This is a genomic window from Pseudomonas sp. B611 (assembly GCF_055407965.1).
The window spans coordinates 192,579-217,147 of the sequence record NZ_JBUZST010000004.1 but is presented as its reverse complement, the minus strand read 5'-3'; the positions used below and the strand labels follow the sequence as shown (position 1 = coordinate 217,147).

Annotated in this window: 23 protein-coding genes; 16 read left to right on the top strand and 7 right to left on the bottom strand. The window is 62.0% G+C overall.

The features are described from left to right. Window positions 1-112 precede the first annotated feature (112 nt). Window positions 113-823: a PqiC family protein gene (locus ACZRMO_RS11735; protein WP_463972956.1), complete on the top strand. Its 711-nt coding sequence runs from the start codon at window positions 113-115 to the stop codon at window positions 821-823. Between the two features lie 181 nt (window positions 824-1,004). Here ACZRMO_RS11735 and ACZRMO_RS11730 read toward each other — a convergent pair whose 3' ends face one another. Next, window positions 1,005-2,510 (bottom strand): AhpA/YtjB family protein, encoded by a 1,506-nt coding sequence (locus ACZRMO_RS11730; protein WP_463972955.1) that lies wholly within the window; start codon window positions 2,508-2,510, stop codon window positions 1,005-1,007. A gap of 133 nt (window positions 2,511-2,643) precedes the next feature. On the opposite strand from ACZRMO_RS11730, the gene serB reads away from it, so the two are divergent. Beyond that, the gene (gene serB / locus ACZRMO_RS11725) at window positions 2,644-3,858 is read left to right on the top strand and encodes a phosphoserine phosphatase SerB (RefSeq protein ID WP_017734945.1); all 1,215 of its coding nucleotides are present in this window, start codon (window positions 2,644-2,646) and stop codon (window positions 3,856-3,858) included. A gap of 129 nt (window positions 3,859-3,987) precedes the next feature. On the opposite strand, the gene asd is transcribed toward serB, so the two are convergent. From asd to ACZRMO_RS11710, 3 genes are read right to left on the bottom strand one after another with little or no spacing between them, the layout of a single operon-like run. Then, on the bottom strand, window positions 3,988-4,848 hold the full coding sequence (gene asd, locus ACZRMO_RS11720; protein ID WP_124525541.1) for an archaetidylserine decarboxylase: 861 nt from the start codon (window positions 4,846-4,848) through the stop codon (window positions 3,988-3,990). Window positions 4,849-4,864: 16 nt separating this feature from the next. After that, entirely contained in the window at window positions 4,865-5,680 is an 816-nt protein-coding gene (locus ACZRMO_RS11715) for a rhodanese-like domain-containing protein (protein ID WP_463972954.1), read from the bottom strand. Between the two features lie 57 nt (window positions 5,681-5,737). Continuing rightward, window positions 5,738-7,273: an HDOD domain-containing protein gene (locus tag ACZRMO_RS11710; RefSeq protein ID WP_463972953.1), complete on the bottom strand. Its 1,536-nt coding sequence runs from the start codon at window positions 7,271-7,273 to the stop codon at window positions 5,738-5,740. Window positions 7,274-7,440: 167 nt separating this feature from the next. Between ACZRMO_RS11710 and motA the strand changes: the two genes are divergently transcribed. Together motA and motB are read left to right on the top strand one after the other, a co-directional pair. Further along, window positions 7,441-8,292: a flagellar motor stator protein MotA gene (gene motA / locus ACZRMO_RS11705; RefSeq protein ID WP_207041124.1), complete on the top strand. Its 852-nt coding sequence runs from the start codon at window positions 7,441-7,443 to the stop codon at window positions 8,290-8,292. A gap of 3 nt (window positions 8,293-8,295) precedes the next feature. Then, window positions 8,296-9,312 carry a flagellar motor protein MotB gene (motB, locus tag ACZRMO_RS11700; RefSeq protein ID WP_463972952.1) on the top strand — a complete coding sequence of 339 codons (1,017 nt, stop codon included), beginning with the start codon at window positions 8,296-8,298 and terminating at the stop codon, window positions 9,310-9,312. Window positions 9,313-9,372: 60 nt separating this feature from the next. On the opposite strand, the gene ACZRMO_RS11695 is transcribed toward motB, so the two are convergent. Together ACZRMO_RS11695 and rsgA are read right to left on the bottom strand one after the other, a co-directional pair. After that, a complete protein-coding gene (locus ACZRMO_RS11695) occupies window positions 9,373-9,768 on the bottom strand; it encodes a type II toxin-antitoxin system PemK/MazF family toxin (RefSeq protein WP_305432387.1) in 396 nt (131 codons plus the stop codon). Window positions 9,769-10,054: 286 nt separating this feature from the next. Next, window positions 10,055-11,086: a small ribosomal subunit biogenesis GTPase RsgA gene (gene rsgA / locus ACZRMO_RS11690; RefSeq protein ID WP_017734951.1), complete on the bottom strand. Its 1,032-nt coding sequence runs from the start codon at window positions 11,084-11,086 to the stop codon at window positions 10,055-10,057. A gap of 108 nt (window positions 11,087-11,194) precedes the next feature. On the opposite strand from rsgA, the gene orn reads away from it, so the two are divergent. Beyond that, on the top strand, window positions 11,195-11,737 hold the full coding sequence (orn, locus tag ACZRMO_RS11685) for an oligoribonuclease (RefSeq protein ID WP_124525545.1): 543 nt from the start codon (window positions 11,195-11,197) through the stop codon (window positions 11,735-11,737). Between the two features lie 146 nt (window positions 11,738-11,883). Further along, window positions 11,884-12,501, top strand: a complete 618-nt coding sequence (locus ACZRMO_RS11680) for a TRIC cation channel family protein (RefSeq protein ID WP_207041344.1) — start codon at window positions 11,884-11,886, stop codon at window positions 12,499-12,501. Here the strand turns inward: ACZRMO_RS11680 and queG are convergent. Further along, window positions 12,498-13,562: a tRNA epoxyqueuosine(34) reductase QueG gene (gene queG / locus ACZRMO_RS11675; RefSeq protein ID WP_463972951.1), complete on the bottom strand. Its 1,065-nt coding sequence runs from the start codon at window positions 13,560-13,562 to the stop codon at window positions 12,498-12,500. The genes ACZRMO_RS11680 and queG overlap by 4 nt on opposite strands. Window positions 13,563-13,625: 63 nt before the next feature. Here queG and ACZRMO_RS11670 point away from each other — a divergent pair, with 63 nt between their 5' ends. The 10 genes from ACZRMO_RS11670 (at window position 13,626) to ACZRMO_RS11625 (ending at window position 24,556) form a co-directional block, all read left to right on the top strand. Beyond that, on the top strand, window positions 13,626-14,486 hold the full coding sequence (locus ACZRMO_RS11670) for an NAD(P)H-hydrate dehydratase (RefSeq protein WP_463972950.1): 861 nt from the start codon (window positions 13,626-13,628) through the stop codon (window positions 14,484-14,486). Then, window positions 14,474-14,944 (top strand): tRNA (adenosine(37)-N6)-threonylcarbamoyltransferase complex ATPase subunit type 1 TsaE, encoded by a 471-nt coding sequence (tsaE, locus tag ACZRMO_RS11665; RefSeq protein WP_463972949.1) that lies wholly within the window; start codon window positions 14,474-14,476, stop codon window positions 14,942-14,944. Before ACZRMO_RS11670 ends, tsaE begins: the two co-directional genes overlap by 13 nt. 15 nt (window positions 14,945-14,959) lie before the next feature. Then, window positions 14,960-16,381, top strand: a complete 1,422-nt coding sequence (locus ACZRMO_RS11660; protein WP_463972948.1) for an N-acetylmuramoyl-L-alanine amidase — start codon at window positions 14,960-14,962, stop codon at window positions 16,379-16,381. Then, window positions 16,381-18,297, top strand: coding sequence for a DNA mismatch repair endonuclease MutL (gene mutL / locus ACZRMO_RS11655; RefSeq protein WP_463972947.1), 1,917 nt, complete (start codon window positions 16,381-16,383; stop codon window positions 18,295-18,297). The genes ACZRMO_RS11660 and mutL overlap by 1 nt, the downstream gene beginning before the upstream one ends. Further along, a complete protein-coding gene (gene miaA, locus ACZRMO_RS11650; protein WP_463972946.1) occupies window positions 18,297-19,268 on the top strand; it encodes a tRNA (adenosine(37)-N6)-dimethylallyltransferase MiaA in 972 nt (323 codons plus the stop codon). The genes mutL and miaA overlap by 1 nt, the downstream gene beginning before the upstream one ends. 94 nt (window positions 19,269-19,362) lie before the next feature. After that, window positions 19,363-19,623: an RNA chaperone Hfq gene (gene hfq / locus ACZRMO_RS11645; protein ID WP_016976904.1), complete on the top strand. Its 261-nt coding sequence runs from the start codon at window positions 19,363-19,365 to the stop codon at window positions 19,621-19,623. 12 nt (window positions 19,624-19,635) lie between these two features. Beyond that, on the top strand, window positions 19,636-20,937 hold the full coding sequence (gene hflX, locus ACZRMO_RS11640) for a ribosome rescue GTPase HflX (protein ID WP_017734959.1): 1,302 nt from the start codon (window positions 19,636-19,638) through the stop codon (window positions 20,935-20,937). Between the two features lie 96 nt (window positions 20,938-21,033). Next, entirely contained in the window at window positions 21,034-22,209 is a 1,176-nt protein-coding gene (hflK, locus tag ACZRMO_RS11635) for an FtsH protease activity modulator HflK (protein WP_017734960.1), read from the top strand. Beyond that, on the top strand, window positions 22,209-23,075 hold the full coding sequence (gene hflC / locus ACZRMO_RS11630) for a protease modulator HflC (protein ID WP_192300275.1): 867 nt from the start codon (window positions 22,209-22,211) through the stop codon (window positions 23,073-23,075). The genes hflK and hflC overlap by 1 nt, the downstream gene beginning before the upstream one ends. A gap of 293 nt (window positions 23,076-23,368) precedes the next feature. After that, window positions 23,369-24,556 carry an ATP phosphoribosyltransferase regulatory subunit gene (locus tag ACZRMO_RS11625; protein WP_124525553.1) on the top strand — a complete coding sequence of 396 codons (1,188 nt, stop codon included), beginning with the start codon at window positions 23,369-23,371 and terminating at the stop codon, window positions 24,554-24,556. Window positions 24,557-24,569: the final 13 nt, after the last annotated feature.

The following is a 24,569-nucleotide window of genomic DNA, read 5'->3' as shown; positions in this document are numbered from 1 at the left end:
GGCGCATATTCACGGATGATATGGCCTTTCCAGCGCCGGCGTGGCCGTGCGTGTTTAGGGTATTTTCAGTATTAGTTGTGGTTAGCCTTGTGGCAGCCACCTGGATGGGATGATGACCGCTCCACGCGTTCCTTTATTTTTGATGCTCGCTGGCCTTTTGGGGTTGGCGGGTTGCAGCACACACCAGCCGGTGTCGCTGTACCAGCTGGACAGCGGAAGTCCGGCACAGCCCGCCCAGGCTGCGGGTATGGCCGTTTTGCTCGGCCCGGTCGTCGTGGCGGACTACCTGCAACGCGAAACCCTGCTGCAACGTCAGAACGACGGCAGCCTGCAAGGTTCCACCGATGGTCGTTGGGCGGGCAGTTTGTCGTCCGACATCAACCAGCTGATGCTGCGCCAAGTGGCCGGTCATCTGGACAGCCAGCGTGTGGTGCTCGCGCCTGCGCCGACGGGCTTCAGCCCGGATGTACAGGTCCTGTTGACCATCACGCGCCTGGACTCCGGCACCTCGCAGCCAGCGATCCTGGATGCCCAGTGGCGCTTGATCGACCGCCGTGGCCAGGTGCGTGACAGCCGCATCGTGCACTTGCAGGAAGAACACGCCGGCACCACCGCGTCCCAGGTCCAGGCCCAGGGCGTGTTGTTGCAGCATTTGGCCGAGCAGTTGTCGGTGGCCCTCAAGCCATTGGCCAACCAGCCGCCAATCGCCGAGGCGCCGCGCAAACAGGCCCCGGTGCAGGCGGCCAAGCCGGCTGAACCGCAGAAGCCGAAGATGCCGATGGCAACGCCGATTCGTACGGATATGGAAGTGTTCAGGTTCTGACCTGAATCGCTGACACAAAAAAAGGCCCGCTGATTCAGCGGGCCTTTTTGTTTGTGCGCGATGATCGTTCCCACGCCCCGCGTGGGAATGCTAACCGTGACGCTCTGCGTCACAGCAAAGCGCGGGACGCGGAGCGTCCCAAGAGGCGTTCCCACGCGGAGCGTGGGAACGATCAGGTCCGTCAGGGCTTGCGGGTCTCATGCATCCGCGCCAACTGCCGCTCCAGCATCGACGGATACGGCTCCATCAACCGCTCCACACAGCTCGCGCCTTCAGGGCTGGCAATCGGGCGGATACGCGCGCGCTGGCGGATCAATGTGTCTTCACTGATCTTGCGCTCCACCAGCAGCAAGTTGCGGCTGTGTTGCGACAAGGCCAGGGCATCCTGTGCGCTCTCGGTGAGCAGCAGGTCGATCTGGCTCATGCCAAACAGGTCGTCGCTCACCGTCAGGCCCAGTTGCAGTTGCAGGGTGATGCCGCTGTCCGCCACTTCGATCTGCAGGGCATGGCCCAGGGCGCGCAGCAGCTCGCCGCAGCAGATGGCGTTGGTCAGGTAGTCTTCGCCGCTGTCTTCGCTGTGGAACAGCATCAGCGTGCTGCCGTCGTTCAGGGTGTGCAGTTCGCTCTGGTACAGCGAGGCGGCCTGGTCGAGGCAGTCGCGGTAGCGTTCCAGCAGTTCCGTCAGGCGGGTGCGGGGCAGGCGGCGCAGTTGATCCTGGGAGCCCAGTTGCACGGCCAGGACCGCACTGTGCTGGGGCTCGGCGTTCTTAACCGGGGCAGGCGTTGGCGCGACAGCCGGGCTGTTGGACGCGGTATCGCGCAGGTCGGCGAACGGGTCTTCGTCGTCCAACTCGTCTTCATCGGCCTGGATCGCCTTGCGGGTGGCAGGCTTGAGGCCGGCGACCGGTGGGGCTTCATCAAAGCCCGGCTCACCCACGTCGAACTCGGGCTCGTCGTCGTATTCCGGCTCGGGCTCAGGCGCGCGCACGGTCGGCTCCGGGGCGAAGCTGGCGTGCAGTTGGCGGGCGAGGTCGCCGATTTCATCCTGACGGTCGGTGGCCGGGGTGTGTTCGTCGATGTCCCGCAGCCAGATGCGCAGTTGCATCAGCGGCGTGGAGATATGCCGACCCAGGCGCAGGCTCAGGGCCAACGCCAGGGCCAGCAGGATCGCGCTGAGGATGCCCATGCTTTGCAGGCTGATGGTCATCGGCTGCTGGAATTGCTGCATGTCCAGGCTGATGCGCAGTTGGCCGGCCTTCACGTCCTGGAACGTGATGTTGCTCTGGTACAACCCTTCGGCTTCGCCCAGCAGGCCATTCTTCGGGCGCTGCCCGGCTTCGGCCATGATCCGGTTGTCCACGCTGTAGATGGCGGCGTGGGCCACCAGCGGGTTCTTGGTCAGGTTGTTGAGCAGCACGTTGAGGCTGAGGATGTCATTGGACACCAACAGCTCGGTCGCCGACGTGGCGGTTTGCGTGGTCAAGCTCTCGCCCAGGGCGTCGGCCTGTTCGTGCATGGCCTGCTTGAACTGCAAACCCATCACGCAGGCGTAGATCACCAGGGCCAGGGCGACCAGGATCACGTTATGGCTGGCGATGCGTAATGCGATCGGTACACGGCGGTGGCGCAGTGCCCGGAAGATCAGCAGGAAGAAGTTATCGGTTTTTACTGGCGTGGGCCGGTTCACTTGCGCTCGGCTCTTGGTCCGTGAAGTTGACGCGCAGTATAGCGACAGGCCCCATAGCGTCAAAGCGCTGGCTGTGCCCGATGGTCACTGAAAGTGGGTAGAATGCGGTTTTTTTCCAGCCTGGGGGTGCGCCTTGCGCGAAATTGTCCTGATAAACATCACTGGTGAAGATCGCCCGGGTCTGACGGCGGCGATTACCGGCGTTCTGGCCCAGGGTGGTGTGAACATTCTCGACATCGGCCAGGCGGTGATCCACGACACGCTGTCGTTCGGCATCCTCGTTGAGATCCCGAGTACTGAACAGGCGTCTTCGGTGCTCAAGGACATCCTGTTTACGGCGTACAAGCTTGATCAACAGGTGCGTTTCACGCCGGTGTCCGAAGCCGATTACCAGCATTGGGTCGCCGGTCAGGGCAAGAAACGCCACATCGTGACGCTGCTGACCCGCAAGGTCACGGCTGAGCAGTTGCAGCGCGTCAGCTCGATTACCGCGCAATACGGCTTGAATATCGACCACATTGACCGTCTGTCGGGTCGTATGCCGCTGGACACCCCGGCCGACAAGGGCAAGGGTTGCATCGAGTTCTCCGTGCGCGGCGAGCCGGCCGATCCGCAAGCCCTGCGCGCTGAGTTTCTCAGCGTGGCCCAGGAGCTGAATGTCGATATCGCCTTCCAGGAAGACTCGCTGTTCCGCCGCAACCGTCGCCTGGCGGTGTTCGACATGGACTCCACGCTGATCGAAGCGGAAGTCATCGACGAGTTGGCCAAGGCTGCCGGTGTGGGCGAGCAAGTCTCCGAGATCACCGAGCGCGCCATGGCCGGTGAGCTGGATTTCCGGGCGAGCTTCAAGGAGCGCCTGGCGCTGCTTAAAGGGCTGGATGTCAGTGTGCTGGACTCCATCGGCGCCTCCCTGCGCCTGACCGAAGGCGCCGAAACCCTGTTCGCCGAGCTCAAGCGCCTGGGCTACAAGACCGCGATCCTGTCGGGCGGCTTCACTTACTTCGCCAAGCAATTGCAGGCCAAGTTGGGCATCGACTATGTGTTCGCCAACGAGCTGGAAGTGGTGGATGGCAAGGTGACTGGCGTGGCGGTCGAGCCGATTGTCGACGCGCAGCGCAAGGCGGACCTGCTGAAGGAACTGGCGCACAAGGAAGGTTTGCGTCTGGAGCAGACTATCGCTGTCGGCGACGGTGCGAATGACCTGCCGATGCTGGCGATTGCCGGGTTGGGTGTGGCGTTCCGTGCCAAGCCGCTGGTGAAGCAGTCGGCGAAGCAGGCGATTTCGACCTTGGGGTTGGATGGGGTGTTGTATCTGCTGGGCTTCCGGGATCGCGACGGTCAGCTGTAAGCCTCACGATGATCATTCCCACGCTCCGCGTGGGAATGCATCCTGTGACGCTCCGCGTCACGCCTCTAAAAGCTGACGCAGAGCGTCAAGGGCTGCGTTCCCACGCAGAGCGTGGGAACGATCAGTGCGTCAGGCTTTTGGCAGTGCCATACCCTGGCCCATCTGCACCGGCGTGCCGGCTGCCAGCTCTTCAGCCCACTTCACCTGATCCGGCCCGAACAGCACGATTGCAGTCGAACCCAGTTTGAAGCGGCCCAGCTCAGCGCCTTTCTCCAAGTGAATCGGCGCACGCGCGGCCTCATCGTAGCGGAAGGTTTTCAGCTCACGCTTCGGCGGTGTCACCAAGCCAGCCCACACGGTTTCAATCGACGCCACAATCATCGCGCCCACCAATACCACGGCCATCGGGCCGCGTTCGGTGTCGAAAATGCAGGCAACTCGCTCGTTACGCGCAAACAGCTCCGGTACGTTTTCGGCGGTGGTCTGGTTGACCGAGAAGATGCGCCCCGGGATGTAGATCATCTCGCGCAGGGTGCCGGCCAGCGGCATGTGCACGCGGTGGTAGTCCTTCGGCGACAGGTACACCGTTGCAAAATCACCGCCCATGAACGGCGCCGCCACGGCGGAATCACCGCCCAGCAGTTCCAGCACGCTGAAGCTGTGGCCTTTGGCCTGGAACACGCGACCATGTTCGATCGGGCCAAGCTGGCTGACCGCGCCATCGGCGGGGCTCAAGATCGCGCCTGGAGTTTGGTCCAGCGGGCGAGCGCCGTCTTTCAGCGCGCGGGTGAAGAACGCGTTGAAGTGCTCGTAGGCGGTCACGTCTTCAACCAGGGCCTGGGACATGTCCACTTGATAGCGCTTGGCGAACCAGCTGGTGAAGGCGTTCTTGAACCAGCGCACGCGGCACTCGGCAATGCAGCCGGCCAAGCGCGACAGCAGGTGGTGCGGCAGCAAGTACTGGCTGAGGATAAACAACTGCTTTTTCATTTACTGTCCTTAAACCTTAAATCTCAACGGGGGTGTCGGGGTGGTTGCCCCATTCGCCCCAGGAACCGGCATAACCTTTGACTCGCGGATAACCGAGCGCCTTGGCCACCAGGTAGGTGAAGCCAGAGCGGTGGTGAGTCTGGCAGTGGGTGATGATTTCTTTGTCGCGGGTCAGCCCGAGGTCTTCGAGGATCTGCGGCATGTCGCGGCGGATGCGCAGGTTGCGCGCAGGGTCCATGCCGGCGGTCCATTCGAAGTTCACGGCGCCGGGGATGTGCCCACCTTTGGCGGCGAGGACTTTCTCGCCGGAATACTCCAGCGGGCCGCGTGCGTCCCAGATGCCCAGGTCGGCAGCACCGAGGCGGCTTTGCAGGTACTCGCGGGTGGCGGTGGGGCCGTCGTGCAAGGTGAGGCTGACCGGGCCGCCGACGGCTGCGGGCACGTCGGTGCTGACCGGGTGCTGGCCTTCCAGCCAGGCCAGCAGGCCGCCGTCGAGGTAGTGGTATTTCTGATGGCCGATCACGTCGAGCATCCAGATGAAACGCCCGGCCCAGCCGCCGCCTTCGTCGTCGTAGACCACGTAGGTCGCGTCCGGGGTGTGGCCCAGTTCGCCGAAAAGTTTTTCCAGGTCGGCCTTGTGGGGCAGCAGGCCCGGTGCAGGCGGCTGGCCCAATTGGGTGCGCTTGGGGTCAACGAAATGCGCGCCGGGGATATGCCCCTGGGCGTAGCGGGCAGCGCTGGTGAGGTCCACCAGAATCAGGTGTTCGGCATCAAGGCGAGCTTGCAGGTCGCTGGATTCGATCACCAGCGGCAAGCCAGAGAAGTCAGGCATGTGAGGTCTCCTGGGCACAAATGTTGGCGATAAAGGACCGCGATTGTAGCGCAAGCATCAGGCGCTGCGGTTGGTAAAGCAGTGCAGGGCCTTCTCGATGCATTGGGCGGTTTTGCCGAAGGCTTGCACGGTGGTTTCCGAGAACGGCCCGCCGCCCTGGTCGGCCACCATCAGCATCACCACCTTGCCGTTGCAGCTCAGGGAGCGCAGCAGCAGGTGTTCGCCGGTGAACAGACGGCGCAGGATCGGCGGTAGCAAGGCCGAGAACTGCGCGTGGTTGTCCGGGGTGAGGCGCACCTGCGCGGACTTTTCCAGCAGGCGTTGCAGCAGGGTGCTGTTGGTCACGTCCAGGCTGAGGTTGGCGGCGTCTTTCGGCAAACCGTCGGCCTGATGCACACGCAAGGTGCTTTGGGCACGGTCGGTCATCAGCAGCATGACCCGCTGCATGCCACTGGCCACCAGGGCTTCCTTGGCGCAGGTGGTCAGATGCATGGCGTTGGCAAAACGGCTTGGCTCCACCAGCAACTCGGTGCAGCGTTTGCGCCATACGGCCAGGGATTCGGCGGTAGGTGGCGACGCGGGCAGCAGGCCGCGATGGATTTTCTGCACGTGCCATGGCCAGATCAGCGACAGCGCTGGGTGCCATAAATCAGGCATCAGCGTGGTGCGGGCGCTGGTCACGGCTTGCTGGTGCACTTGCTGCTGCACATCGCCCAGCGGCTGTTGCAGGTACAGCGCGGTGAGGTATTGCCAGCGCTCGGTGTGCGGGCAGGTCCAGGACTCCTGGGCCGACATCGCCAGGCCGTTGGCCAGCAGTACGGTGTTGGCCGGCTGGTTCAGCCAGCGCCGCAGGTTGGGTTCGGCGTCGAGCAATTGCTGTTGGCGCAGGGCGTCGTCTTCGCGGGCGATGTGCAGCGCCTTGACCAGCAAACGCTGCTCCTTGAGCAGCAGGTTGTAGCCCTGGGAGACCCAGATCGGCAGGTGCCAGGCTTCGGTCAAGCCCAGGCACAGGTCCAGCAGGCGTACGCCGAACAATTCCTGCTCGACCTGGCGCGCCGGCTGGCCTTTGTGGATCACCCGCAGTTCCCATTCTTCGAGGAGCTTGGGGTAGGCGACCGCCATCGGCCACAGCGGTGACAGAAACAGCAGACTGCCCCAGTGAATGTCCTGCCACAAACGCGCCAGGCGGCTGGCGAACAAACCGTTGGCCTGTTGCGAGGCGTGCTGGCTGACCAGCAGCAATTGGCGCAAGGCCACGGGGATCTCATGGGCCGGCACCGACGGCAAGCGCGCCAGCAGCTCTTCGGCGCGTTTCAGGCCGAGGCGGTTGAGCGCCACTTCGAGGTTTTCCGCAGGCTCCGTGAAACTGCCGTGGGTATGGCTGTTGGCCTCGCGCATCACGCTGAGCACCAGCGCCGGGCTGTTCTGCATCAGCTCGGCAATATCTCGCAACGAACTGCGGCTATCACGGATGCCTTTGCACACGCGCTCGTGGCTGGCCTGGGGGACAGGCAGCAGCACATCGTCCAGGCGCTTGATCCAAGCGGCGAGGGTAGTGGGTTTTGCAGTTGGGACTGTCGTTTCATTAGCCATGATTGGGGCGCGATCATCACTTGCGGTCAACACGCCCGGATCGGGCCGAACTGGCTTTTCGCCTTAACGGGCTATAGTCTGGCGCAGTTTTGCCGATAAGTAGAACAAGAGTTTTGCAGTTCCTCCAAATATGTCCATGAACCCGACGGCGCAAGTACAGATCCCCTATGGCTAAAATTATCGGCATCATCGTCGTCTTCGCAAGCGTGCTCGGCGGGTACGTCCTGTCCCACGGTAAAATTGCCGCGCTGATCCAGCCTTTCGAGGTGTTGATTATCGGTGGTGCGGCGTTGGGCGCGTTCCTGCAAGCGAACCCCGGCTACATGACCATGCACGTGATCAAAAAGTCGCTGGGCATGTTCGGTTCGCGCTTCACCCACACCTTCTACCTGGAAGTGCTGGGGCTGGTGTACGAGATCCTCAACAAGAGCCGCCGCGAAGGCATGATGGCCATCGAGGCCGATATCGAAGACGCTGCCGCCAGCCCGATTTTCGCCAAGTACCCGGCCGTGCTCAAAGATGAGCGCATGACCGCCTACATCTGCGATTACCTGCGCATCATGTCTTCCGGCAACATGGCCCCCCATGAGCTGGAAGGCCTGTTCGACATGGAATTGTTCAGCCTCAAGGAAGAGCTGGAGCACCCGTCCCACGCCGTGACCGGCATCGCCGACGGCATGCCCGGCTTTGGTATCGTCGCGGCGGTACTCGGTATCGTGGTGACCATGGCTTCCTTGGGCGAAGGCGACCAGGCGGCCATCGGCATGCACGTAGGTGCGGCACTGGTCGGTACCTTCTTCGGTATTCTCGCGGCCTACGGTTTCTTTGGCCCGCTGGCCACCTCCCTGGCTCACGACGCCAAGGAAGAAATCAACCTGTACGAATCGATCAAGGCCAGCCTGGTAGCGTCCGCTTCCGGCATGCCGCCATCGCTGGCGGTGGAATTCGGTCGCAAGGTGCTGTACCCGAAACATCGCCCAAGCTTCGCCGAGCTGGAACAAGCGGTTCGCGGTCGCTAAGCCATGGAAAACAACCAGCCGATAATCATCAAGCGCGTCAAGCGCTTCGCTGCGGGGCACCATGGCGGTGCCTGGAAAATCGCCTTCGCCGACTTTGCGACGGCGATGATGGCGTTCTTCCTGGTGCTGTGGCTGATGTCCACCGCCACGCCGGAACAAAAGATCGCCATCGCCGGTTACTTCAAGGACCCGATTGGCTTCTCGGAAAGCGGCACGCCCTTCGTCATCGACCTCGGCGGTTCGCCGCAGTTGGCGCCGGAGCGCACCATCAACCCCGAGATCAAGACCGAGTCGCCGCAGGAAAATATCCCGATCGAGCGCGATACCGTCGAAGCCATGGCCGAGCAGGTCGAGCAGGAACGCCTGGAGCTGTTGCTGCAAGAGTTGCAGACCAAGGTGGATGAGAACCCGCAGTTGCTGAAGTTCAAGGATCAGATTTCGTTTGAAATCACCCCGGACGGCCTGCGCATCCAGATCACCGACGCCGCCAACCGGCCGATGTTCGACTCCGGCAGCGCACGCTTGAAGCCGTACTTTGAAGACATCCTGCTGGCCATGGCCGACACCATCAAGGCGGTGCCGAACAAGATCAGCATCAGCGGCCACACCGACGCCAAGCCGTACTCGGGCCAGGGCGACTTCGGCAACTGGGAGCTCTCGGCCAACCGCGCCAACGCCGCCCGCCGTGCGTTGGTGGCCGGCAGCTACCCGGACCCGCAAGTGGCGCGCGTGGTGGGGTTTGCCTCGTCGCAGCTGTTTGATCACGAAGACCCGTTCAACCCGATCAACCGCCGCATCGACATCGTGGTGCTGACCAAAAAGGCCCAGCGTGCGATTGAAGGTGATCAGCCTAAACCGGTGCCGACTCCAGGCGCGGGTGCGCCGGGTGAAGTGCCGGTTGATCCGAATGCCATTCCGCCGGGGCAGGAGCCGTTGCCGGCCCATGAGCTACGGCAGAAGTTGAATCTGTTTGATGATGGTGGGGTGAAGGATCCTACGGTGCCTAAGGCTGGCTCGTAAGCATCAGTGGAAGCCAACAAATGAAAACGCCCCGACTATTCGGGGCGTTTTCATTTCTGGTCAGAGGGGCAGATAGGCTTTGACGCCGCTGATCACACCTTGCATGTCGTCTATGCACAGGCGTGGAACGAAGTATTCGCGACCTTTGGTGCGGGTTTTTCTGTGGAGTTTGTCGAGGCGTTCGAAGCTGACGGTGTAGATCATGTCGCACTTCACCCACAGCTCTTTGTAGCCATCGGACTGAAGTGGATTGGTGCGCAGTAGGTGGTGCCAGTCGTGCTGTATATCCGGGGCAGTAGAGGATATGGGGACCACGGTGCAGAGTTTACGGTTGTGCGTGGCGGTAGGTGAGATCACCACGACTTTGCGGATCTTCAGCATTTCCGGGGCGACAAACCCTCGTGTGAAGTCGCAGAGAAGCACATCGCCTTGTTTGGGGTGATAGTAGAGAGCCAATCGTGATTTCCCCACAAAAAGCAAAGCCGCCCGAAGGCGGCTTCATTCGACACGCAGTGGAGCTTGCTTCGCCCCTTCTGCGCCGCTGGATCAACCCCGAAAAGGACCCAGACTCCTGCCAGCTTTCGCTGGTGACGGAGCGATTATGGACATCAGAAATTCCGAATTCAAGCTGGCATGTATCGGTGAAGCGCCCAGTTGTGACGAATTCTTGATGCCAGCCCCCATTAAATCAATGGAGTAGCGCGCCCCGCAGCTTGATTTATATGTATCAAGACTTGGCCGCTCAGTAACTGCTCTCCGGCAAGCTCGCAATAATCGACCGATAGCTATTCATCCGCTGCTGCTGCACACGCCCATCTTCCAGTGCCTTGAGCAACGCACAACCCGGCTCGCGGTCGTGTTTGCAGTCGCGGAAGCGGCAGGTGCCGATCAGGTCGTTGAACTCGATAAAGCCCGCTTCCACATCGCTGCGGCTGACGTGGCCGAGGCCGAATTCACGGATACCCGGGGAGTCGATCAGCTCGCCGCCGCCCGGGAAGTGGAACAGCCGCGCCGTGGTGGTGGTGTGCGTACCCTGGCCGGACAGTTCCGACAGCGGGCCCACGCGGGTGTCGACTTCCGGCAGCAGGCTGTTGACCAGCGAGGATTTACCCACGCCGGACTGGCCGACAAACACGCTGATGCGCCCGTCCAACTGCTGTTGCAGCTGTTCCATGCCATTACCGTGATGGGCCGAAACCTCCAGCACCGGGTAACCCAGGGTGCGGTAGACCGCCAGCAGCGCATTCAGCGCCGGAGCGTTCTGTTCGTCGATCAGGTCGAACTTGTTCAGCAGCAATAGCGGGCGGATGCCGGCATGCTCGGCGGCTACCAGGTAGCGGTCGATCAGGTTGGCATGGGGCTCGGGCAGCGGCGCGAACACGATCACGATCATGTCGACGTTGGCGGCGACTGGCTTGAGCTGGCCACGGCTGTCGGGGCGACGCAGTTCGGTGGTGCGCGGCAACTGGGCGACGATCACGCCGATGCCCTGGTTGCCGGCACGCCAGACCACCTTGTCGCCGGTGACCAGCGCTGGCAGGTTGGCGCGCAGGTGGCAACGGAACACTTGGCCTGCGAGTTCGCCTTCCAGCGCCTCGACTTCGACCTGCACCCCAAAGTGCGCGATCACCAGGCCCGTTTGCTCGGGGCCCAGGTCGCCGCCCTCAAGCGCTTCCACGGCGGAGGATTCACGTTTGGCGGCGCGAGCGGCGCGTTCACCTTGAATCTTTTCGATGCGCCAGTTTTGGCGACGATTGAGCTGGCGTTTGGCCATTGGTGTTCCGTGTCGATAATGCAAAGGTTGGGTAAAACGGTCGCGAGTCTAGCACGGCCCCGCCTGCTAAACTGCGCAGCTACGCCAAGGTGCCAAGAGAATCAAGCCATGCAAAACCCACAGAACCTGATTTGGATCGATCTGGAAATGACCGGTCTGAACCCCGACACCGACGTCATCATCGAGATGGCGACCATTGTCACCGACAGCAACCTCAACACCTTGGCCGAAGGTCCGGTGATCGCCATTCACCACAGCGACGCCGTACTCGCCACCATGGACGAGTGGAACACCCGCACCCACGGCAACTCCGGCCTGACCCAGCGCGTGCGCGACAGCCGTATCAGCATGGCCGAAGCCGAAGCCGAGACCCTTGCGTTCCTGGAAAAATGGGTACCGAAGGGCAAGTCGCCGATCTGCGGCAACAGCATCTGCCAGGATCGTCGCTTCCTCTATACCCACATGAAGGGGCTGGAAAGCTACTTCCACTACCGCAACCTGGATGTGTCCACCTTGAAAGAGCTGGCCGCGCGTTGGGCGCCGGAAGTCAAAGACAGCTTCCATAAAGGCAGCACCCATCTGGCGCTGGATGATATTCGCGAGTCGATCGCCGAGTTGCAGCATTACCGCAAGCATTTCATCAAGGCTTGATGCTGGCACTTTGTGGCGAGGGAGCTTGCTCCCGCTAGAGTGCGCAGCACTCTTAGTCGCTGCCTGTCACACTACATTTTTTGAAACCTGGGGCTGCTGCGCAGCCCAGCGGGAGCAAGCTCCCTCGCCACAATGCAAGGATCGCCATCATGCTGTTGATGCTCTACCTCATCGCCATCACCGCCGAAGCCATGACTGGCGCGCTGTCTGCCGGGCGGCGTGGCATGGACTGGTTTGGCGTGGTGCTGATCGCCTGCGTGACGGCGCTGGGTGGCGGTTCGGTGCGTGACGTGCTGCTGGGGCATTACCCGCTGACCTGGGTCAAACACCCGGAATACCTGGTGCTGACCTCGGTCGCGGCGTTGGTGACGATCTTTATCGCCCCGCTGATGCGCCACCTGCGTTCGCTGTTCCTGGCGCTGGACGCCGTGGGTCTGGTGGCGTTTACCTTGATCGGCTGCATGACCGCCCTGGAAATGGGCCACGGCATGCTGGTGGCGTCGGTCAGCGGCGTGATCACTGGTGTATTTGGCGGCATCCTGCGGGATATCTTCTGCAACGACATCCCGCTGATTTTTCGCCGTGAGCTGTACGCCAGCGTGTCGTTCCTTGCCGCCTGGTTCTACCTGCTGTGCCTGTACCTGGAGCTGCCCAGCGAGCAATCGATTTTGCTGACCCTGTTCAGCGGCTTTCTCTTACGCCTGTTGGCGATCCGTTTTCACTGGGAAATGCCCAAGTTCGTCTACAACGACGACGTGCACTAGCGCGTCGCGTGTTGGTTCAGCGCCCATTCCACGTGTTCGCGCACCAGCTCCGACGGATACTCCCGCCGCGCCTTCAAGGCTTCCAGCACCGGAATGCTCGACGGCGCATTGCCCAGGCCCACCGCCAGGTTGCGCAGCCAGCGCTCATAACCGGCGCGGCGTAGGGGCGAACCTTCGGTGCTGCTGAGGAATTTGTCCTCGTCCCACATAAACAGTTCGGCCAGTTCGGCGTTGTCCAGGTTGTGGCGCGGCTTGAAATCGCTTTCGCTGGTGGCGCGGGCGAAACGATTCCACGGGCAGACGATCTGACAGTCATCGCAGCCGAATACGCGGTTGCCGATGAGTGGGCGCAGGTCTTCCGGGATCGCGCTCTTGAGTTCGATGGTCAGGTAGGAGATGCAGCGCCGCGCGTCCAGCACATAGGGGCCGACGAAGGCATTGGTGGGGCAGATGTCCAGGCACGCGGTGCAGCGCCCGCAATGTTCGGTGCTGTGGGGCGCGTCCACCGGCAAGGGCAAATCGACAAACAGCTCGCTGAGGAAGAAATAACTGCCGGCCTTGCGATTGAGTACCAGCGTGTTTTTGCCGATCCAGCCCAGGCCGGCCTGTTCGGCGATGGCTTTTTCCAGCACTGGCGCGCTGTCGACAAAGGCGCGAAAGCCGAACGGGCCGATTTGCGCCTGAATGCGGTCGGCCAGTTGCTGCACGCGCTTGCGGATCAGCTTGTGGTAGTCGCGGCCGAGGGCGTAGCGGGAGATGTAGGCTTTTTCCGGCTTGGCCAGCAGTTGCGCCATCTGGGTGTCGCCGGGCAGGTAGTCCATGCGCAGCGAGACCACGCGCAACGTGCCGGGCACCAGTTCATCGGGATGGGAGCGTTTGCTGCCGTGGGCGCCCATGTAGTCCATCTCGCCGTGGTAGCCCGCGTCGAGCCAGCGTTGCAGGTGCTGTTCATGCTCGGCCAGGTCCAGGCCGCTGATGCCGACTTGTTGAAAGCCCAGTTCGCGGCCCCAGTCTTTGATCGATTGGGCGAGGGCGGGCAGATCGGAGGTAATAGCAGGCATGAGACACGGGAAACCACAGGTTAGATGCGTATAATTCTGCCAGACATCGGAGCTTGAAGACGCATGCCGCAGACAAAACACCCAATTACCGACGTTCAGCCCCTGTTGCCTGGCGATTTGCCGCAACTGGCTGTGCGTTCCCCGGATGCCCATAAAGGTCAGTTCGGCCACCTGCTGGTGATCGGCGGAGACCGTGGCCTGGGCGGCGCAGCGCTGTTGAGCGCCGAAAGCGCCTTGCGCAGTGGCGCCGGCCTGGTTTCCCTGGCGACGCGCCCGGAGCACGTGCCTGCCGCGTTGGCGCGCTTGCCGGAAGTCATGACCGTGGGCGTGAGTTCGGCCAACCAACTGATGGGCCTGCTGGAAAACATCTCGGTCATCGTCATTGGCCCCGGCCTGGGCGATGCCGCCTGGGGCAAAAGCCTGCTGTCGGTCGCTGCCAACGCGCGCCAGCCACAGGTCTGGGACGCCGACGCCTTGAACCAGCTGGCCTCGGGCGGCGTCAGCCTGCCGGCCAACTCGGTGATTACCCCGCATCCGGGCGAAGCCGCGCGCTTGTTGGGCCTCTCGACAGCCGAGGTTCAGGCCGATCGCCTTAAGGTGGCGCGCGCGTTGAGTCAGAAATTCAATGCAGTGGCTATTCTCAAGGGGGCTGGCAGTTTGATTGCCAGCCCGGACGGACGTATTGCGCGATGTGATCAAGGCCATCCGGCGATGGCTACGGCCGGGCTCGGTGATGTGCTGGCCGGTCTGGTCGGGGCGTTGCTGGCCCAGGGCATGTCTGCTTATGAGGCAAGCTGCCTGGCCGTGTGGTTGCACGCCACGGCGGGAGATCGCCAGGGTAGTTTTGGTCGCGGGCTCGCGGCCAGCGACCTGATACCCGCCATTCGTCAATTGCTGGAGGAGCAGTCACCGTGTCTGAAGTAGTTCTTTTCCTCGCCGATGAGGACGCGATGGTCGCGTTGGGTCAGCGTATCGCCCAGGTGACGGCCGGCGCGGGGCTGATCTTTCTCGAAGGCGACCTGGGGGCGGGCAAGACCACGTTGTCCCGGGGGATTATTCGCGGCTTGGGCCATACGGGCGCGGTAAAAAGCCCGACGTTCACCTTGGTAGAGCCCTACGAGATTGGTGCCATCCGCGCCTTTCACTTCGACCTCTACCGCCTGGTGGACCCCGAAGAGCTGGAATACATGGGCATCCGCGATTATTTCGATGAGGATGCGTTGTGCCTGATCGAGTGGCCAGATAAAGGCACAGGCTTTTTGCCAAAGCCGGACCTGACCATTACCATTACGCCGCATGAGACAGGACGTCAGCTGAAGTTGTTGCCCCAAAGCGCGCGCGGCCAGTCGTGGTGCGCCGCTTTGGCATTGGAATTCAAATAATTGGTGGGGTTAGGTATGCGCTTTCGCGCGTTGGTTGCTGTCGTAGGGGTGTTGCTTGCGGCAATGACTGTCAATGCTCTGGCTGCTTCGCAGGTGAAAAGTGTGCGCCTGTGGCGAGCGCCGGATAACACGCGACTGGTGTTCGACCTGTCTGGCCCGGTCCAGCACAGTGTCTTTACCCTGACGGCGCCTGATCGCCTGGTGATCGACATCAACGGTGCGACCCTGGCCGCGCCGTTGAGCGTCTCCACCGCCAACACGCCGATTACCGCCATGCGTTCGGCACAGCGTACGCCGACCGACCTGCGGGTGGTCATCGACCTGAAAAAGACCGTCACCCCGAAAAGTTTTGTGCTGGCGCCGAACGCCCAGTACGGCAACCGCTTGGTGGTCGATCTGTTCGACAACCCCGCCGATGCCAACCCGCCGCCGGCGCCACCGCCGAGTGTCGCGACGGTGCCTGCGGTGCCGGTCAACCCGACACAACCGCAGGTCAAGCTGCCGCCGCTGCCACCGGCCCCGTCGGGCAAGCGCGACATTATCGTGGTGATCGACGCCGGCCACGGCGGCGAAGACCCCGGCGCCTCAGGCTCGCGCGGCCAGCATGAAAAAGACGTGGTGCTTGCCATCGCCCGCGAACTGCAGCGCCAGGTCAACGGCATGAAGGGCTACCGCGCCGAGCTGACCCGCACCGGCGACTACTTCATCCCGCTGCGTGGGCGTACCGAAATCGCCCGCAAGAAGGGCGCCGATCTGTTCGTCTCGATCCACGCCGACGCCGCTCCGTCCACCGCCGCGTTTGGCGCTTCGGTGTTTGCCCTGTCGGATCGTGGCGCTACCTCGGAGACGGCCCGTTGGCTGGCCGACAGTGAAAACCGTTCCGACTTGATCGGCGGGGCCGGTAACGTGTCCCTCGATGACAAGGACAAAATGCTCGCCGGCGTGCTGCTCGACCTGTCGATGACCGCCTCGTTGACCTCCAGCCTGAACGTCGGCCAGAAAGTCCTGAGCAATATCGGCCGGGTCACGTCGTTGCACAAACAGCGCGTAGAGCAGGCCGGGTTCATGGTGTTGAAGTCGCCGGATATCCCGTCGATCCTGGTGGAAACCGGGTTTATCTCCAACGCCAACGAAGCCTCGAAGCTGGCCAGCGCCAGTCACCAGCAGGCCTTGGCGCGTTCGATCAGCGCGGGTATCCGCCAGTTCTTCCAGCAGAACCCGCCGCCGGGCACGTATATCGCCTGGCTGCGCGACTCCGGGAAAATCGCCCAGGGCCCGCGTGACCACCGCGTGCAACCGGGCGACACCCTGGCCATGCTGGCCGTGCGCTTCCAGGTATCGGCCGCGACGTTGCGTAGCGCCAACAGCCTGAAGACCGATGAATTGAAAGTCGGCCAGGTGTTGACCATCCCCGGCACCGAATTGGCAGCACAGTAATGAGTGAATCAGTCTTGAACAACGGCTCGCGTATCGAGCTGCTCAGCCCGCGCCTGGCTAACCAGATTGCTGCCGGTGAGGTGGTTGAGCGCCCGGCGTCGGTGATCAAGGAGTTGCTGGAAAACAGCATCGACTCCGGCGCCAAGCGCATCGACGTGGACGTGGAGCAGGGCGGCGTCAAGCTGCTGCGGGTGCGCGATGACGGCAGCGGCATCTCTTCCGATGACCTGCCGCTGGCCCTGGCCCGTCACGCCACCAGCAAAATCCGCGACCTCGAAGACCTGGAGCGGGTGATGAGCCTGGGCTTTCGTGGTGAGGCATTGGCGTCCATCAGCTCCGTGGCGCGCCTGACCTTGACCTCCCGCACCCGCAGCGCCGAACAGGCCTGGCAGGTGGAAACCGAAGGCCGCGACATGGCGCCCCGGGTTCAGCCGGCAGCGCATCCGGTGGGTACTTCGGTGGAAGTGCGCGACCTGTTCTTCAATACTCCGGCGCGGCGCAAATTCCTCAAGGCCGAAAAAACCGAATTCGATCACCTGCAGGAAGTCATCAAGCGCCTGGCCCTGGCGCGTTTCGATGTGGCGTTTCATTTACGCCACAACGGCAAGACCATCCTCAGCCTGCACGAAGCCCATGACGAAGCCGCGCGTGCGCGCCGGGTGTCGGCGATTTGTGGCGCGGGCTTCCTGGAGCAGGCGTTGCCGATTGAAATCGAACGCAACGGTTTGCGCCTATGGGGTTGGGTCGGCTTGCCGACGTTCTCCCGCAGCCAGGCGGACTTGCAGTACTTCTTCGTGAATGGCCGCGCGGTGCGCGACAAGCTGGTGGCCCACGCGGTGCGCCAGGCGTATCGCGACGTGCTGTTCAACGGGCGGCACCCGACGTTTGTGCTGTTCTTCGAGGTCGACCCCTCGGTGGTGGACGTCAACGTGCACCCAACCAAGCACGAAGTGCGCTTCCGTGATGGGCGCATGGTGCACGATTTCCTCTATGGCACGTTGCACCGCACCTTGGGCGATGTGCGCCCGGATGATCATCTGGGTGCGCCGATCGTCACAGCCGTGGTACGCCCGAGCGGGCCGGAGGCGGGTGAGTTTGGCCCTCAGGGCGAAATGAGCCTGGCCGGCAACCTGCTGCAATCGACACCGCCGCAGCCATCGTTCGCGGCGCCGGGTTCTGGCGCGGGTGCGGGCTATCAGTATCAATACACGCCGCGTCCGCAATCGGCCGTGCCGGTAGCTGAAGCGCAGGCTGCGTATCGCGAGTTTTTCGCGCCGCTGCCGGGGGCTGAGCCGGGGGCCGCTGTCGCGTTGCCGGACGGTGGCGGTGATATTCCGCCGCTGGGCTATGCGCTGGCGCAGCTCAAGGGCATCTATATTCTTGCGGAAAACGCCCACGGCCTGGTGCTGGTGGACATGCACGCCGCCCACGAGCGGATCATGTACGAGCGCCTCAAGATCGCCATGGCCAGCGAAGGCCTCAGTGGCCAGCCGCTGCTGGTGCCGGAATCCCTGGCGGTCAGCCAGCGCGAAGCCGATTGCGCCGAAGAGCATGCCGCTGTGTTCCAGAAGCTTGGCTTTGAGCTGCAACGCCTGGGCCCGGAAACCCTGGCCATCCGCCAGATCCCGGCGCTGCTCAAGCAGGCCGAGGCCAACCGCCTGGTCGCCGACGTGCTCGCCGACCTGATGGAGTACGGCACCAGCGACCGCGTGCAGGCGCATATCAACGAGCTGCTCGGCACCATGGCCTGCCACGGCGCCATCCGCGCCAACCGCCGCCTGGCACTGCCGGAAATGAACGGGCTGCTGCGCGACATGGAAAACACCGAGCGCAGCGGGCAATGCAACCATGGCCGACCGACCTGGACCCAAATGGGCCTGGACGATCTGGACAAACTGTTCTTGCGCGGTCGCTGATGAGTGCCTTGCCCCCCGCGATCTTCCTGATGGGCCCCACGGCCGCAGGCAAGACCGACTTGGCCATCGAACTGACCAAAGTGTTGCCCTGCGAGTTGATCAGCGTCGACTCTGCCCTGGTTTACCGGGACATGGACATCGGCACGGCCAAGCCGTCCAAAGCGCTGCTGGCCCAGTATCCGCACAAGCTGATCGACATCATCGACCCGGCCGAGAGCTATTCGGCGGCGGACTTCCGTACCGACGCCCTGGCCGCCATGGCCGAGATCACCGCGCGCGGCAATATTCCGCTGCTGGTGGGCGGCACGATGCTCTATTACAAGGCTTTGCAGGAAGGCCTGGCGGATATGCCGGCGGCAGACGCCCAAGTGCGCGCCGAGCTTGAGGAAGAGGCTGCACGCCTTGGCTGGCAAGCCTTGCACGACCAATTGGCAGCCATTGACCCGGTATCCGCCGCGCGCATCCACCCCAATGATCCGCAGCGCCTCAGCCGTGCGTTGGAAGTCTGGCGTGTGAGTGGCCAGACGATGACTGAACACAGGCTGAAACAAACTGCGCAAAGTGCCGACGCAGGCGCATCTGGACGGTCACAATTGCCCTATACTGTGGCGAATCTGGCCATTGCCCCGGCGAATCGCCAGGTGCTGCATGACCGTATTGCACAAAGATTCACAATTATGTTGGAACAGGGGTTCGTGGACGAGGTCGTAGCACTGCGTTCCAGAGGTGACCTGCATCTAGGGTTGCCTTCGATACGTGCTGTAGGCTATCGCCAAGTCTGGGAACACCTGGATGGCAAGCTGACGTCAGCCGAAATGCAGGAGCGCGGCATCATTGCCACGCGCCAATTGGCGAAGCGCCAGTTCACCTGGCTGCGCAGCTGGAGCGATTTGCACTGGCTGGACAGCCTGGACAGCGACAATCTGTCACGCGCCTTGAAATACTTGGGAACGGTCTCCATATTGAGCTGAGTCCTTGCAATTGCCGTCTATCCTTGGGGGTGTGACGGCCTTGAGCTATCTATTTTCCGATTTTTTATTATTGATCCTTAAAGGAGTGCGGCACATGTCAAAAGGGCATTCGCTACAAGACCCTTACTTGAATACTTTACGTAAAGAGAAAGTGGGGGTTTCCATCTACCTGGTCAACGGTATCAAGCTGCAAGGCACGATCGAGTCGTTCGACCAGTTCGTGATCCTGCTGAAAAACACCGTCAGCCAGATGGTCTACAAGCACGCTATCTCGACAGTCGTTCCAGTGCGTCCAATCCGTCTGCCAAGCGCAGCGGGTGATGAAGCAGCTGACGCTGAGCCAGGTAACGCCTGATAGGAGTCTCCTTTGTTCTTTGAGCGCCACGGTGGTGGTGAGCGGGTAATCCTCGTTCACTTGGATGGACAGGACCCTGAGGCGCGCGAAGATCCGCAGGAGTTTCAGGAGTTGGCGAATTCGGCCGGCGCCGAGACCGTTGCGTTTTTTAACGTACCGCGTCATCGGCCAACCGCCAAATTCCTGATTGGCAGCGGCAAGGTCGAGGAACTGCGCGACCTGGTCCACGCCGAAGAAGCCGATCTGGTGATCTTCAATCACGTCCTCACGCCCAGTCAGGAACGTAACCTCGAACGTGTCTTCGAGTGTCGCGTGATCGACCGTACCGGTCTGATTCTCGATATTTTCGCCCAACGCGCCCGTACCCATGAAGGCAAGCTCCAGGTTGAACTGGCCCAGCTTGACCACATGAGCACGCGGCTGGTTCGCGGCTGGACTCACCTTGAGCGTCAAGGTGGCGGTATCGGCATGCGTGGCCCGGGTGAAACCCAGCTGGAAACCGACCGGCGTCTGCTGCGGGTGCGCCTGCGCCAGATCAAGGGCCGCCTCGAAAAAGTGCGCAGCCAGCGTGAGCAATCGCGCCGTGGCCGTTCCCGTGCGGATATCCCTACCGTGTCCCTGGTGGGGTATACCAACGCCGGCAAGTCCACGCTGTTCAACAACGTGACCAAATCCGACGTCTATGCGGCCGACCAGTTGTTCGCCACGCTCGACCCGACCCTGCGCCGTCTGGATCTTGACGACCTGGGGCCGATTGTCCTGGCCGACACCGTGGGTTTCATTCGTCACTTGCCCCACAAGCTGGTCGAGGCATTTCGGTCTACGCTCGAAGAGTCGAGCAATTCCGACCTGCTGTTGCACGTGATCGATGCGGCTGAACCGGATCGCATGTTGCAGATCGAGCAGGTGATGCTGGTACTGGGCGAGATTGGTGCCCAGGACTTGCCGATCCTCGAGGTCTATAACAAACTCGATTTGCTTGAAGGCGTTGAGCCACAAATCCAACGCGATGAGAACGGCAAGCCCCAGCGGGTCTGGCTGTCGGCGCGTGATGGCAGTGGCCTGGAGCTGCTTGAACAAGCCATTGCCGAGTTGCTGGGCAGTGATTTGTTCGTCGGCACCTTGCGCTTGCCCCAGCGTTTTGCTCGACTGCGTGCACAGTTCTTCGAGCTGGGCGCAGTACAGAAAGAAGAATACGACGAAGAAGGTGTCAGCTTGCTGGCCGTTCGATTGCCGCGCACGGAGCTTAATCGGCTGGTCAGTCGTGAAGGCGTTGTACCGACAGAGTTCATCGAACAACACACTTTGCAATAAAAGCCTCCGAAAGCGGTTGTGCCGCAGTAGCAGGCATTCTGTAGCATTGGTCGGCGCGCCGTGGGTGCGTCTTTGCTTTATCAGATGGAGAGCGCTATGGCTTGGAATGAGCCGGGTGGCAACTCGAATAATCAGGATCCTTGGGGTGGTAAACGCCGCAATAATGGCGACCGCAAGGGGCCACCAGATCTCGACGAGGCCTTCCGAAAGCTGCAGGAAAGCCTGAATGGGTTGTTCGGTGGTGGAAAAAAACGTGGTGGTGACGACGGCGGTCGCACAAGCAAGGGCGGCGGCTACGGCCTGCTGGGCCTGGGTCTTGTCGTGCTGGCGTCCGTCTGGCTGTACAGCGCCGTCTACGTCGTGGACGAGCAGGAACAAGCCGTGGTGCTGCGCTTCGGCAAGTACTACGAGACTGTCGGCCCGGGCCTGAACATCTACTTCCCGCCGATCGACAAGAAGTACATGGAAAACGTCACGCGTGAGCGTGCCTATACCAAGCAGGGCCAGATGCTGACCGAAGACGAGAACATCGTCGAAGTGCCGCTGACCGTGCAGTACAAGATCAGCAACCTGCAAGACTTCGTGCTGAACGTTGATCAGCCTGAAGTCAGCCTGCAGCACGCGACCGAAAGCGCCCTGCGCCATGTGGTGGGTTCCACCGCGATGGACCAGGTGCTGACCGAAGGTCGTGAACTGATGGCCAGCGAAATCAAGGAACGCCTGCAGCGCTTCCTCGATACCTATCGCACCGGTATCACCGTGACCCAGGTGAACGTACAGAGCGCAGCGGCACCGCGTGAAGTGCAGGAAGCCTTTGATGACGTGATCCGCGCCCGTGAAGACGAGCAGCGTTCGCGCAACCAGGCTGAAACCTACGCCAACGGCGTCGTGCCGGAAGCCCGTGGTCAGGCCCAGCGTATCCTTGAGGATGCCAACGGTTACCGTGACGAAGTGGTTTCCCGCGCCAAGGGTGAGGCAGATCGCTTTACCAAGCTGGTCGCCGAGTACCGCAAGGCACCGGAAGTTACCCGTGAGCGTCTGTACCTGGACACCATGCAGGAAGTCTTCAGCAACACCAGCAAGGTTCTCGTGACCGGCAACAAAGGTGGGCAGAACAACCTGCTGTACCTGCCGCTGGACAAGATGATCGAAGGTGGTCGTAGCAGCACCAGCGCACCGGCTACCGGTTCGACAGCCGCTGCCAACGAAGCGAGCGCCCGTGCGGCCGCTGACTTGCTGCAACAGCAAACACGTAGCAGGGAGAGTCGTTGATGAGCAATAAATCGCTGACCGCCCTGATTGTGGGCGTCGTCGTGGTCATCGCGGCCTGGAACTGCTTCTACATCGTGTCTCAGACCGAGCGCGCGGTGATGCTGCAATTCGGTCGCGTGGTCCAGGCAGATGTCCAGCCGGGCCTGCATGTGAAAGTCCCCTTCGTCAACCAGGTGCGCAAGTTCGATGCGCGACTGATGACGCTGGATGCACCGACGCAACGCTTCCTGACCCTGGAAAAGAAAGCCGTGATGGTTGACGCCTACGCCAAGTGGCGCGTCAAGGATGCCGAGCGTTTCTACACTGCGACTTCCGGTATCAAGCAACTCGCCGACGATCGTTTGTCGCGCCGTCTGGAGTCGGGCCTGCGTGACCAGTTTGGTAAGCGCACCCTGCACGAGGTGGTGTCCGGTGAACGTGATGCGCTGATGGCTGATATCACGCGTTCGTTGAACGCGATGGCGGAAAAAGAGCTGGGCATCGAAGTGGTTGATGTTCGGGTCAAGGCCATTGATCTGCCGAAGGAAGTGAACCGCAGCGTCTTTGAGCGTATGAGCACTGAGCGTGAGCGTGAAGCTCGTGAGCACCGCGCCAAGGGTAACGAGCTGGCCGAGGGTATCCGTGCGGATGCCGACCGTCAGCGCCGTGTACTGCTGGCAGAAGCCTATCGCGAGTCCGAAGTGGCCCGTGGTGATGGTGATGCCCAGGCCGCAGCGATCTACGCCAAGGCCTACGGCCAGGACCAGGAGTTCTACGCGTTCTACCGTAGCCTGCGCGCCTACCGTGAAAGCTTCGCGAACAAAACCGACGTCATGGTGCTGGACCCAAGTAGCGATTTCTTCCGCTACCTGGAAAAAGCCAAGTAATCAGCTCGTCACTGTATAGGGCGAACTCCGTCGGGCGGCTAAAACGCCTGGCGGGGTGATCCTTTCAGAAAACGGGTGTATGATGCGGCAGCCGGGAAATTCCCGGCTTTTTTGCGTCTGCATGTTTGATTCGGCAGGCGTGACAGGTTTTTCGAGGAAAGTGCCTGACGAGGCCGATTACAGGCCGTTCGTCACGTCGCTCTTGCGCGTGGTTTATGCAGGGGGCGGGTATTTTCTGCTTCACTCAAGGCTCGGCCGAGGGCTGGCCGCCCGGATCAAAGGGGATTGGCGTAATGGCAACGGTAGACCGCTGGCTGCTGCCAGATGGCATCGAAGAAGTACTGCCACCAGAAGCTGCGCGCATTGAAGTTGCGCGTCGCCAGGTGTTGGATCTGTTCCAGAGCTGGGGTTACGAGTTTGTCGTGACCCCCCATATCGAGTACCTGGAATCCCTGCTGACCGGCGCGGGCCAGGACCTGGATCTGCGCACCTTCAAGGTCATCGACCCGCAATCGGGCCGGCAAATGGGTTTCCGTGCCGACATCACGCCGCAAGTGGCGCGCATCGATGCGCACACCCTGCGTCGCGAAGGCCCGAGCCGCTTGTGCTACGCCGGCAGCGTGCTGCATGCACAGCCGCGTGCGTTGTCGTCTTCCCGTAGCCCGATCCAGTTGGGCGCCGAGTTGTACGGTGATGCGAGCCCGAGCAGCGACGTTGAAGTGATCAGCTTGATGCTGGCCATGCTGCAACTGGCGGATGTGCCGGATGTCCACATGGACCTGGGCCACGTCGGTATCTACCGTGGCCTGGCGCGTGCGGCCGGTTTGTCCGGTGAAGTGGAGCAACAGCTGTTCGATGCCCTGCAACGCAAGGCCATTGATGAAGTGATCGCCTTGACCGCAGGCGTGCCGGCGGATTTGGCCGAGATGCTGCGTGCACTGGTCAACCTGTGCGGCGGGCGTGAAGTGCTGGTGGCTGCGCGTGAGCGCCTGGCCAAGGCGCCGGCGCCGGTACTGGCTGCGCTGGATGACGTGCTGGCGATTGCCGAGCGGTTGTCGGCACGCTTCCCGGAGCTGCCGCTGTACTTTGACCTGGGTGAGTTGCGCGGTTACCACTACCACACCGGTGTGGTGTTCGCGGTGTTTGTACCGGGCGTTGGCCAAGCCATCGCCCAAGGCGGTCGTTATGACGACATCGGCGCCGACTTCGGTCGCGCCCGTCCGGCGACTGGCTTCTCTACCGATTTGAAAACCCTGGTGACCCTGGGGCGTGCTGAGGTCGAGCTACCGTCTGGTGGCATCTGGATGCCCGACAGTACGGACGCAGCACTCTGGCAGCAGGTTTGCCAGTTGCGCAGTGAGGGTCAGCGTGTCGTCCAGGCCTTGCCTGGGCAGCCATTGGCCGCCGCCCGTGAAGCGGACTGCGACCGGCAATTGATTCAGCAGAACGGGCTTTGGCAAGTATCGCCACTGGCTTCTTGAGTTTTCCTGCCGG

Excerpts from the sequence above, each read along its gene's own strand:
- ACZRMO_RS11735 (WP_463972956.1), top strand. The coding sequence starts at position 113 with ATGACCGCTCCACGCGTTCCTTTATTTTTGATGCTCGCTGGCCTTTTG.
- asd (WP_124525541.1), bottom strand. The coding sequence starts at position 4,848 with ATGAAAAAGCAGTTGTTTATCCTCAGCCAGTACTTGCTGCCGCACCAC.
- ACZRMO_RS11715 (WP_463972954.1), bottom strand. The coding sequence starts at position 5,680 with ATGCCTGACTTCTCTGGCTTGCCGCTGGTGATCGAATCCAGCGACCTG.
- ACZRMO_RS11710 (WP_463972953.1), bottom strand. The coding sequence starts at position 7,273 with ATGGCTAATGAAACGACAGTCCCAACTGCAAAACCCACTACCCTCGCC.
- motA (WP_207041124.1), top strand. The coding sequence starts at position 7,441 with ATGGCTAAAATTATCGGCATCATCGTCGTCTTCGCAAGCGTGCTCGGC.
- motB (WP_463972952.1), top strand. The coding sequence starts at position 8,296 with ATGGAAAACAACCAGCCGATAATCATCAAGCGCGTCAAGCGCTTCGCT.
- rsgA (WP_017734951.1), bottom strand. The coding sequence starts at position 11,086 with ATGGCCAAACGCCAGCTCAATCGTCGCCAAAACTGGCGCATCGAAAAG.
- orn (WP_124525545.1), top strand. The coding sequence starts at position 11,195 with ATGCAAAACCCACAGAACCTGATTTGGATCGATCTGGAAATGACCGGT.
- queG (WP_463972951.1), bottom strand. The coding sequence starts at position 13,562 with ATGCCTGCTATTACCTCCGATCTGCCCGCCCTCGCCCAATCGATCAAA.
- ACZRMO_RS11670 (WP_463972950.1), top strand. The coding sequence starts at position 13,626 with ATGCCGCAGACAAAACACCCAATTACCGACGTTCAGCCCCTGTTGCCT.
- ACZRMO_RS11660 (WP_463972948.1), top strand. The coding sequence starts at position 14,960 with ATGCGCTTTCGCGCGTTGGTTGCTGTCGTAGGGGTGTTGCTTGCGGCA.
- mutL (WP_463972947.1), top strand. The coding sequence starts at position 16,381 with ATGAGTGAATCAGTCTTGAACAACGGCTCGCGTATCGAGCTGCTCAGC.
- miaA (WP_463972946.1), top strand. The coding sequence starts at position 18,297 with ATGAGTGCCTTGCCCCCCGCGATCTTCCTGATGGGCCCCACGGCCGCA.
- hfq (WP_016976904.1), top strand. The coding sequence starts at position 19,363 with ATGTCAAAAGGGCATTCGCTACAAGACCCTTACTTGAATACTTTACGT.
- hflK (WP_017734960.1), top strand. The coding sequence starts at position 21,034 with ATGGCTTGGAATGAGCCGGGTGGCAACTCGAATAATCAGGATCCTTGG.
- hflC (WP_192300275.1), top strand. The coding sequence starts at position 22,209 with ATGAGCAATAAATCGCTGACCGCCCTGATTGTGGGCGTCGTCGTGGTC.
- ACZRMO_RS11625 (WP_124525553.1), top strand. The coding sequence starts at position 23,369 with ATGGCAACGGTAGACCGCTGGCTGCTGCCAGATGGCATCGAAGAAGTA.